The organism is Microvirga sp. ACRRW (assembly GCF_022346925.1).
GTDB lineage: Bacteria > Pseudomonadota > Alphaproteobacteria > Rhizobiales > Beijerinckiaceae > Microvirga.
In genome coordinates, this window is the sequence record NZ_JAKRNJ010000012.1 from 44,426 (window position 1) to 53,701 (window position 9,276).

The 9,276-nt window shown below is 63.0% G+C and carries 6 protein-coding genes and 1 pseudogene; 2 read left to right on the top strand and 5 right to left on the bottom strand.

The genetic code is table 11. The features are described from left to right. Positions 1–59: 59 nt before the first annotated feature. Positions 60–1,232 carry a phosphoserine transaminase gene (locus MHY87_RS18030; RefSeq protein ID WP_239353958.1) on the bottom strand — a complete coding sequence of 391 codons (1,173 nt, stop codon included), beginning with the start codon at positions 1,230–1,232 and terminating at the stop codon, positions 60–62. Positions 1,233–1,483: 251 nt separating this feature from the next. On the opposite strand from MHY87_RS18030, the gene MHY87_RS18035 reads away from it, so the two are divergent. Then, the gene (locus tag MHY87_RS18035) at positions 1,484–2,725 is read left to right on the top strand and encodes an efflux RND transporter periplasmic adaptor subunit (RefSeq protein WP_239353959.1); all 1,242 of its coding nucleotides are present in this window, start codon (positions 1,484–1,486) and stop codon (positions 2,723–2,725) included. A 63-nt stretch (positions 2,726–2,788) separates the two neighbouring features. After that, positions 2,789–5,944 carry an efflux RND transporter permease subunit gene (locus MHY87_RS18040; RefSeq protein ID WP_239353960.1) on the top strand — a complete coding sequence of 1,052 codons (3,156 nt, stop codon included), beginning with the start codon at positions 2,789–2,791 and terminating at the stop codon, positions 5,942–5,944. 61 nt (positions 5,945–6,005) lie between these two features. On the opposite strand, the gene MHY87_RS18045 is transcribed toward MHY87_RS18040, so the two are convergent. The 4 genes and pseudogenes from MHY87_RS18045 to MHY87_RS18060 all read right to left on the bottom strand — a co-directional run. Next, positions 6,006–6,506 carry a hypothetical protein gene (locus MHY87_RS18045; protein ID WP_239353961.1) on the bottom strand — a complete coding sequence of 167 codons (501 nt, stop codon included), beginning with the start codon at positions 6,504–6,506 and terminating at the stop codon, positions 6,006–6,008. Between the two features lie 9 nt (positions 6,507–6,515). Beyond that, positions 6,516–7,259, bottom strand: coding sequence for an outer membrane protein (locus MHY87_RS18050; protein WP_239353962.1), 744 nt, complete (start codon positions 7,257–7,259; stop codon positions 6,516–6,518). Positions 7,260–7,470: 211 nt separating this feature from the next. Continuing rightward, positions 7,471–8,826, bottom strand: coding sequence for a phosphoglucosamine mutase (gene glmM, locus MHY87_RS18055; protein WP_239353963.1), 1,356 nt, complete (start codon positions 8,824–8,826; stop codon positions 7,471–7,473). A gap of 228 nt (positions 8,827–9,054) precedes the next feature. Further along, positions 9,055–9,276: pseudogene (locus MHY87_RS18060) on the bottom strand (cell division protein FtsH); the annotation flags it as partial.

Here is a 9,276-nt window from a genome sequence, read left to right on the forward strand (position 1 = left end):
CACCCCACCCCGCCGCCCTTACGGGCGTCGACCCTCCCCCTCAAAGGGGAGGATGAATATCAAGCCGCTTTCGCGAGCTTCGCCTTTTCCTGCGCGAAGGCCCAATCGAGCCACGGCGTCAGGGCTTCAAGGTCGGATTGCTCCACCGTCGCGCCGCACCAGATGCGAAGGCCGGAAGGCGCATCGCGATAGGCGCCGATGTCGAGGGCGACGCCCTCCTTGTCGAGCGCTGAAGTGATGCCCTTGGCGACCTGCGCCACGGCCTCTGGGCCTTTTGCGACCACTTCCGGATCGGCGATGACGAGGCATACGCTGGTGTTGGAAGCGGTGGCAGGTACCTTCGCGAGATTGGCGATCCATGGGGTCTTCGCGACCCAGTCGAGGATGACCTTCGCGTTGGCATCGGCCTTGGCGACGAGCGCATTGAGTCCGCCGATGGACTTCGCCCATTCGAGCGCGTCGATGTAATCCTCGACCGCGAGCATGGATGGCGTATTGATGGTTTCGCCCTCGAAAATGCCCTCGATGAGCTTGCCGCCCTTGGTCATGCGGAAGATCTTCGGCAGCGGCCAAGCAGGCTTGTAGGTTTCGAGACGCTCCACCGCGCGCGGCGAGAGGATGAGCATGCCATGAGCGGCTTCGCCGCCGAGCACCTTCTGCCAGGAGAAGGTGACTACATCGAGCTTCGCAAAATCTAGCTTCTGCGCGAAGGCTGCGGAGGTCGCATCGCAGATCGTCAGGCCTTCACGGTCGGCGGCGATCCAGTCCGCATTCGGCACGCGCACGCCGGAGGTGGTGCCGTTCCAGGTGAACACCACATCGCGGTTCTTGGTATCGACCTGCGCGAGATCGGGCAGCTCGCCGTAAGGGGCGCTGATGACGCGCGCATCGCTGAGCTTCAGCTGCTTCACGACGTCCGTGACCCAGCCTTCGCCAAAGCTTTCCCAGGCCAGCATGTCGACGGGGCGAGCGCCCAGCATCGACCACAGCACCATCTCCACGGCGCCGGTATCGGAAGCAGGCACGATGCCGATGCGGTAATCGGCCGGCACGTCCAGAACCTCGCGGGTGAGGTCGATGGCGAGCTTCAGGCGCGATTTGCCGAGCTTCGCACGGTGCGAGCGGCCGAGAGAATCGGTTTTCAGGTTTTGCAGAGACCATCCGGGGCGCTTCGCGCAGGGGCCGGACGAGAAGAAAGGCGCGCGAGGACGCGCGTTGGGCAGGTCTGTCATGTTAATCCATCCTTACAGATGGGCGCCTCTCGGTGGGGAGAGGTGTCCCGCCGACCGGTATGACGGAAGGAACGCCTATGGTCAAGGCAGATGCCGCAAGGTTAGGCAGCGGAGAAAAGTCCCAGATTACGAAATCGTAATACAAAACATCGTGCTTGCTGCATTATAGTCATGGGACCTGACCTATGATGTGTTAGGCCTCATCCGATTATTTGTAGCTGAAAAGACTTCCGAGAGTTCAAGGAGCGAGCATGCGTGCGTCCGGTCAACTCGCCGTCATCGCCTTGCTGGGGGCAGCAGGGTTGGGCGGCTGGTATGCGTATCAGAGCAGCGGTCAACCTGCCGCCCAGCAGGGCGCTCCTGCCGGCGCGCGCGGCGGCCGGGGCGGTCCCACAGGCCCTGCCACGGTAGAGGTCGATACGGTCAAGACCGGGCGTATCGTGGAGGTCCGCGAATCCGTTGGCACGGTCCGCGCTTTCGAATCCATTACGGTGACCGCCAGGGTGGCGGGCGTGATCGACAAGATCGGCTTCGATGAAGGCCAGCAGGTGAAGGCGGGCGACATGCTGGTGCAGCTCGATGCCGCCGAGCGCCAGGCCGATATCGATCAGGCCATCGCCGAAGCCAGCCGTGCCGTGGCACTCAAGAACGAGATCGCCATCAAGCTCGAGCGCGCCCAGGCGCTGAACCGCACCGGTGCCGGCACCAGCGCCCAGGTGGAAGACCTCACCGCTCAGCTGAAATCCCTCGAAGGCTCCATCGCCTCGGCTCAGGCCCAGCGCAAGGCTGCCGAAGCGCGGCTGGAGGATCTGACGATCCGCGCGCCCTTCAACGGCCGCGTCGGAACCCGCAGCGTCTCGCTCGGCGCCTATATCGCGCCCGGCACGCGCATCACCTCCCTCGACGATCTTTCCAAGATCCGTCTCGACTTCGCCGTGCCGGAGAATCTTTTAGGCCGTCTTCAGCCCGGCCAAACGGTGAACGCCATTTCCGCCGCCTACAAGAACCGCATCTTCAAGGGCAAGGTTTCCACCATCGATCCACGCGTGGAACAGACGACCCGCACCGCGCGCCTCACCGCTGAGTTCGACAATGCCGACGAGGCCTTGAAGCCCGGCATGTTCCTGTCCGTCGCACTCGAAGTCTCCACCAAGGACGATGCGGTGGTGGTGCCGGAAGAGGCCATCGTCAGCGAGGGCCTGCGCCACATCATCTATCCGGTGAAGGACAACAAGGTGGAGCGCCGCGTCATCGTCATCGGCCAGCGCCAGGGCGGCAAGGTCGAGGTGGTGGAGGGCCTGAAGGCCGGCGAGACCATCGTCGTGCTGGGCGTCCAGCGCGTGCGCCCGGGCGCCGAGGTGAACGCCCGCCCGTTGGGCTCCGGCGCACAGGATCCGCAAAGCACGCCCGCAGCCAACCGCCAGCAGCCTTCCCGCAGCACGCTGCATGCACCGAACGCCATCGGCACGGCGCAGGCCGCCGAAGCGAAGTAATCCTCGTCTCCCGCTCCGGCGGGAGAACTTTTGTTAAACGTTGGCCTCAAGAGCTGAATTGCCATGCAGGTTTCCGACCTCTTCATCCGCCGTCCCGTTTTCGCCGTCGTGGTCAGCCTGCTGCTGATCGTGGGCGGACTTGCCTCGCTCATGAACCTGCCGGTTCGCGAATACCCGCAGGTCGACCGTCCGGTCGTCTCCGTCTCCACCGTCTATCGCGGTGCTTCGAACGAAGTGATCGAGAGCCGCGTCACGGAGATCATCGAAGGCGCCATCGCAGGCATCGAGGGCATTCGCCAGATCACGTCGCAAAGCCAGAACGACCGTTCGTCCGTTTCCATCGAGTTCGAAGTATCCCGCGACCCCGAGGCAGCAACCTCGGACGTGCGCGATGCCGTGTCGCGCGTCACCGGACGTCTGCCGGACGGCGCCGACACGCCGGTAGTGCGCAAAGTGGATGCGAATGCCTCTGCCATCCTGTGGGTGGGCGTGACCTCCACCACGCTCGATGCGCTCGAGCTCAGCGATTTCCTCAAGCGCGTCTATGTGGATCGCTTGTCCACTGTGCCGGGCGTCGCCAACGTCAACTTGAGCGGCGAGCGGCGCTTTGCCATGCGCATCTGGGTGGATCGTCCGGCGCTGGCGGCACGCGGCCTCACGGTGCAGGACTTGGAAACCGCCATCAAGCGCCAGAACGTGGAGCTGCCCGGCGGACGTATCGAATCCAGTCAGCGCGAGTTCACCGTCAAGACGGATTCCCGCCTCGCCACACCCGAACAGTTCCAACAGGTGATCGTCACCAACAAGAACGGCTATCTCGTCCGTCTCGGCGAAGTGGCGCAGGTCGAGGTCGGCCCCGAAGACACGCGCTTCGAGTTCTATCAATCGGGCGAGACCGCCATCGGCATGGGCGTCGTGCGCCAGTCGACCGCCAACACGCTGTCCGTCGTCGATGGCGTGCGCAAGGAATTGGAGGAGCTTAAAAGCTCCCTGCCGCCCGGCACCACGGCGGAAGTCGCCTATGACGAGAGCCAGTTCATCCGCGCGTCCATCAACGGCGTGCTGAAAACGCTTCTGGAAGGCGTGGCGCTCGTGATCCTGGTGATCCTGGTCTTCCTGCGCGACTGGCGTTCCACCATCGTGGCCATGGTCGCAATCCCGGTCTCGATCATCGCCGCCTTCATGGTCATGTCGTTCTTCGGCGCCTCGATCAACGTGCTGACCTTACTCGCCATCGTGCTCGCTATCGGCATCGTCGTGGACGACGCCATCGTGGAGATCGAGAACGTGCACCGGCGCATCGAGGAGGGACAGCCCCCGCTGCTCGCCTCCTTCGACGGCGCGCGCGAGATCGGCTTTGCGGTAATCGCGACGACCGCCACGCTCATGGCCGTGTTCGTGCCGCTGGCCTTCATGACCGGCAACACCGGCAAACTCTTCCGCGAATTCGGCATCACGCTCGCCGCCGCCATCTTCTTCTCCGGCGTCGTGGCGCGCACACTGACCCCGATGATGTGCTCCAAGCTCATGGTGCCGGCTCATGGCCGCATCCAGCGCATGACGGAGCCGGTCTTCGAGAAGATGAACAACGGCTATCGCTGGCTGCTCTCGCGCGCGTTGCGTATCCCGGTGGTTATCCTCTCCGTCGGCTTCCTGGTGTCGCTGTCGGCTTATGCCCTGTTCCAGGCGCTGCCGAAGGAGTTCGCTCCGACAGAAGACCGCGGCGCCATCATCGTGCGCCTTCAGGCGCCGGAGGGCGCAAGCCTCGACTATACCCGCGATCGGGTGAAGGAAGTCGAGAAGGCGCTTCTGCCTCTGCAGGAACAGGGCGTCGTCGCCTCCATGCTGAGTCAGGTAGCACCGGGCTTCGCGCGCCCCTCCCCCGTCAACGAGGGCATCGTGATCGTGCGCCTCGTCCCCTGGGAGGAGCGGACGCAGAGCCAGCAGGATCTCGTGCGCCAGATGACGCCGAAGGTGTCGAACTTCCCCGGCGCGCGCGCATCGGTGGTCAACCCGCCGGCCTTCGGCGGCGCGGGCGGCTTCGGCCAGCCGATCCAGTTCGTGCTCGGCGGCCCCGATTACGAGACCATCCGAGGCTGGCGCGACACAGTCATGCAGAAGGCGCAGGAGACGGGCAAGTTCGTCAACATGGACTCCAACTACCGCGAGTCCCAGCCTGACATCCGCGTGCAGATCGACCGTCAGCGCGCCGCCGATCTCGGCGTCTCGGTTCAGGATATCGGGAACACGCTCCAGCTGATGTTCGGTGAGACGGAAGTGTCGACCTTCGTCAGCCGCGGCGATGAGTATCCAGTGATCATGCGCGCCCGTGCGCAGGACCGCGCATCGCCGAACGATCTCACCAATACCTTCGTGCGCGCCGCCAACGGCGAGCTCGTTCCTCTCTCCTCCTTCGTCACACTGACGGAATCGGCCGCACCGCAGGCCCTCAACCGTTTCGACCGCCTGCGCTCGATCACGATCCAGTCGGGCCTCGCGCCGGGCGTGTCCATCGGTGAGGGGCTGGAGATCCTGCAGCAGATCGTGCGCGACAACCTGCCTGCGGAAGTGCGCATCGGTTACAACGGCCAGTCCAAGGACTTCCTCGACTCCACCGGCGCGATCTACGTGACCTTCGCCATGGCGCTGCTCGTAGTGTTCCTGGTGCTGGCGGCGCAGTTCGAAAGCTGGATCAACCCGTTCATCATCATGCTCACCGTACCGCTCGCGGTAACGGGCGGATTGCTGGCTTTGTTCGTGACCGGACAGACGCTCAACATCTACAGCCAGATCGGCATGATCCTGCTCATTGGCCTGATGACCAAGAACGGCATCCTGATCGTCGAGTTCTCGAACCAGCTGCGCGAGCGCGGATATTCGGTGTATGACGCGGTGCTCGAAGCCTCGGTGATGCGCCTGCGTCCGATCCTGATGACCTCGATTGCCATGATCGGCGGCGCGATCCCGCTCGCCTGGTCCACCGGCGCCGGCGCGGAAGCGCGCAACGCCATCGGCTCGGTGATCGTGGGCGGTGTCACCGTCTCGACCATCCTCACTATGCTCGTGGTGCCGTCGATCTATCTGCTTCTCGGCGGCTACACCAAGCCCGCCACTTACGTGAGCGAGATGCTCGACCGCTTGCGCAAGCAGACGGGCCAGCGCCCACATGGCGAGGACATCCACCCTCGCCCGGAACCGCCGCCTCATCCGGCGGAGTGAGCGAGAAGGCCACTGCCAACCTAAAAACCCTCAGCAGCGATTGCCGAGGGTTTTTTATTTTCTATCTAATTTTCTTGAAAGCAGTCGCCGCCATCAGGATGCGCGCACGGTCCGTCGGCACGACATCGGATGGCAACTCATCCACATCGGTGAGGCGACTTATGTCGGACGCATCATCTATCTCCGCCCAGTGAATGAGAGATATCTCTCTCCCACGCACGATCCGGTCATAGACCGTATCGACGAAAACGGGACTCTGCTTGATCGTGATTTCAGGAAACTCTGCCTGAGCCAATCTTCGGCACACATCAGAAAGACTTTCGTCATTGGCGCGAATGATAGTCCCTGGAGCATTCAGCATTGACGGATAGTATAGATCGTCAGAACTACGGCGAGGCAGATAAGCGAAGGTCTTTTCAAGCCTTTGCAGCAGCGGCACGACAACGAATGTTGTCGTCACCATCAATCGCGCGATTGCGTGGAACACATCGCGCGGGAGCAAGCCAGGAGTAAGCTGATTTAAAAGCCGACAGAGTTCGTCATGATCGCCGTCGGCTTTCATCAGGCAGCCTTACTGGAATGCGTAGCGCACGCCCAGGCGCACTTCATGCGAGCCAATGGATTCCACGTCAGTGCCAGCGCCGCTCGCGTAACCGCGTGTCTTCAGGTCGCCGAGGCTCACATAGCGATAGCCGAGATCGATGGTGAAGCTGTCCGAGAGCTTGTAGCCGACGCCCGTCATGAGAGCCCAAGCAAAGGCGTAATCGTCGCCGCCCGCAAGATGCTCCTGCGCGGTCACGCCCGTGAACGTATCGGTGGTGCGAACGTAATGGGCGATCATGTTGCGCGCGACGCCGACGCCCGCGCCGACATAAGGCGTGAAGCCGTTATAGGTGCCGAGATCCGCATAGGCGTTGATCATCAGCGTCGAGGACTGGAAGCGTCCCTTGTCGAACACGGAGCCCGTTGCGATGCCGTCACCGGACGGCAGGCCCTTGAAGCGCGTGTTGAAGCGGTGGTCCAGGGTCACATCGGCGCGGAGCAGAGGGCTGAAGCGGTAGCCGATACCGATGCCGGCCACGGCAGTGTCGCCGATGCTTTCACGCGCCATGTTGCCTGCGAGCGTTGCCGCCGTGAAATCGGCCTCGGGGCGCTTGTGATGGGTATAGCCCACATCGCCGCGCAGATACCAGGTTTCGGTAGTGTCGAGGACGGGAACGGGCGGCAGCACCCGGCGCGGGAGATCGGCAGCGGTCGCAGCCGAGGCGGTCATGCCGGCAAGACCGGCCAGGACCGCAATCCTGATGAAACTCATGGTGCTCTTCTTCACTCAACGACGACACGCCGCGAAGGACGGCTTCGTTAGACTGTAACTTTGGGCCGTGAAGAGAGAGTTAATCTTAATTCTTAAGGCTGGCCGCACTTTCGCAAAGCCGCTTCGGTAAGACCTGCGGCGTGTGCGGGGCAAAAGAAAGGGCGCGGATGGTGACATCCGCGCCCTTGTCCTTGTGCGCTACGCGGGTTTTTCAGGCAGCAGCCTTGGAGGCGGCCTGCGTCACCGCATTCACGACATCGTCCACCACTTGCGAAACGATATCCTCGTTATCGCCCTCGCCCATCACGCGGATCACCGGCTCCGTGCCGGATGGGCGGATGACGAGGCGGCCCGAAGCGCCGAGCCGTTCGCGGCCCGCCTCGATGGCCTTGATCACGGAGGCTTCCTGCAGGGGCGCACCGGACTTGTAGCGCACGTTCTTCAGGATCTGCGGCAGGGGCTCGAAGCAGTGGCAGACCTCCGACACGGTCTTGCCCATGCTCTTGACCACCGCGAGAACCTGCAGCGCAGCGACGAGGCCGTCGCCCGTCGTTGTGTAATCCGACATGATGATGTGGCCGGACTGCTCGCCACCGAGATTGAAGCCGTGCGCGCGCATGTGCTCGAGCACGTAGCGGTCGCCGACGGCTGTGCGCACGACATTGAGACCGAGGCCATTCAAGTAGCGCTCCATGCCGAGATTGGACATGATCGTCGCGACGATGCCGGGCTGAGACAGCCGGCCGTCCTCCTGCCATGAGCGCGCGACGACGGCCATGAGCTGGTCGCCATCGACCTTCTGGCCCTTCTCGTCCACGATCAGCACACGGTCCGCATCGCCGTCGAGCGCGATGCCCACATCCGCGCGAAGCTCGCGCACTTTTTGGATCAAGGCGTCCGGAGCGGTCGAACCGACCTCGTGGTTGATATTGAAGCCGTTGGGCTCAACGCCGATGCTCACCACTTCGGCACCGAGCTCCCAAAGGGCCTCGGGCGCGACCTTGTAGGCTGCGCCATTGGCGCAATCGAGCACGACGCGCATGCCCTCGAGATCGATCTGGCGCGGCAAGGTGCGCTTGGCGAATTCGATGTAGCGGGCCTGAACGCTCTCGACGCGCTTGGCGCGGCCAAGGGTGGCGGAGCACGCAAGGCGCGCGGTCAGATCGGAATCGATCAGCGCCTCGATCTGCATCTCCACATCGTCGCTGAGCTTGAAACCGTCGGGACCAAAGAGCTTGATGCCGTTGTCCTCATAGGGATTGTGCGAAGCGGAGATCATGACGCCGAGATCGCAGCGCATGGAGCGCGTGAGCATGGCGACCGCGGGCGTCGGCATGGGGCCGAGAACCAGTACGTCCATGCCCACCGAAGTGAAGCCTGCGACTAGGGCGTTCTCGATCATGTAGCCGGACAGGCGCGTATCCTTGCCGATCACGACCCGATGGCGGTAATCGCCGTTCTGCTTGAACATAAGGCCCGCCGCCTGGCCAACCCGAAGGGCCAGATCCGGCGTAATGATCCCGTTGGCCCGCCCGCGGATGCCATCGGTCCCGAAGTATTTACGCATGGACTTCAGCTCCCCATCCCGTTGTACGGCTGCACGTCTTGCCTTTTCAAAGCAATCTCCCCAATCCGGGTCAAGACTTCGTCCTGCCAAGGCTCATCACAAGTGATAAGCAATTGTTACAGAACGAAATATCCTCTCGTTGAATTGAAACTAGAAGGTTCAGGTAAACAAAAAAGAACGCTCGCGGGAATGCGAGCGTTCTAGGTAGTTCAGAAGAGCTCTAAACTTTTAAGCCTGCGGCTGGGGCTCCATGCCCCCATCGTTCTCGCGCGGACGGCCGGTCCGAGTCGTGGGAACGGCGGAGCCACGCGCCGGGGTGACCGGATCGCCGCCTGCGTCGCGGACTGGGGGCTGTCCGTCGATGAGGTTGCGGATCTCCTCGCCGGTGAGCGTCTCGTACTCCAACAGACCCCGCGCCAAAGCCTCCAGATCCGAAGCCTTCTCGGTCAA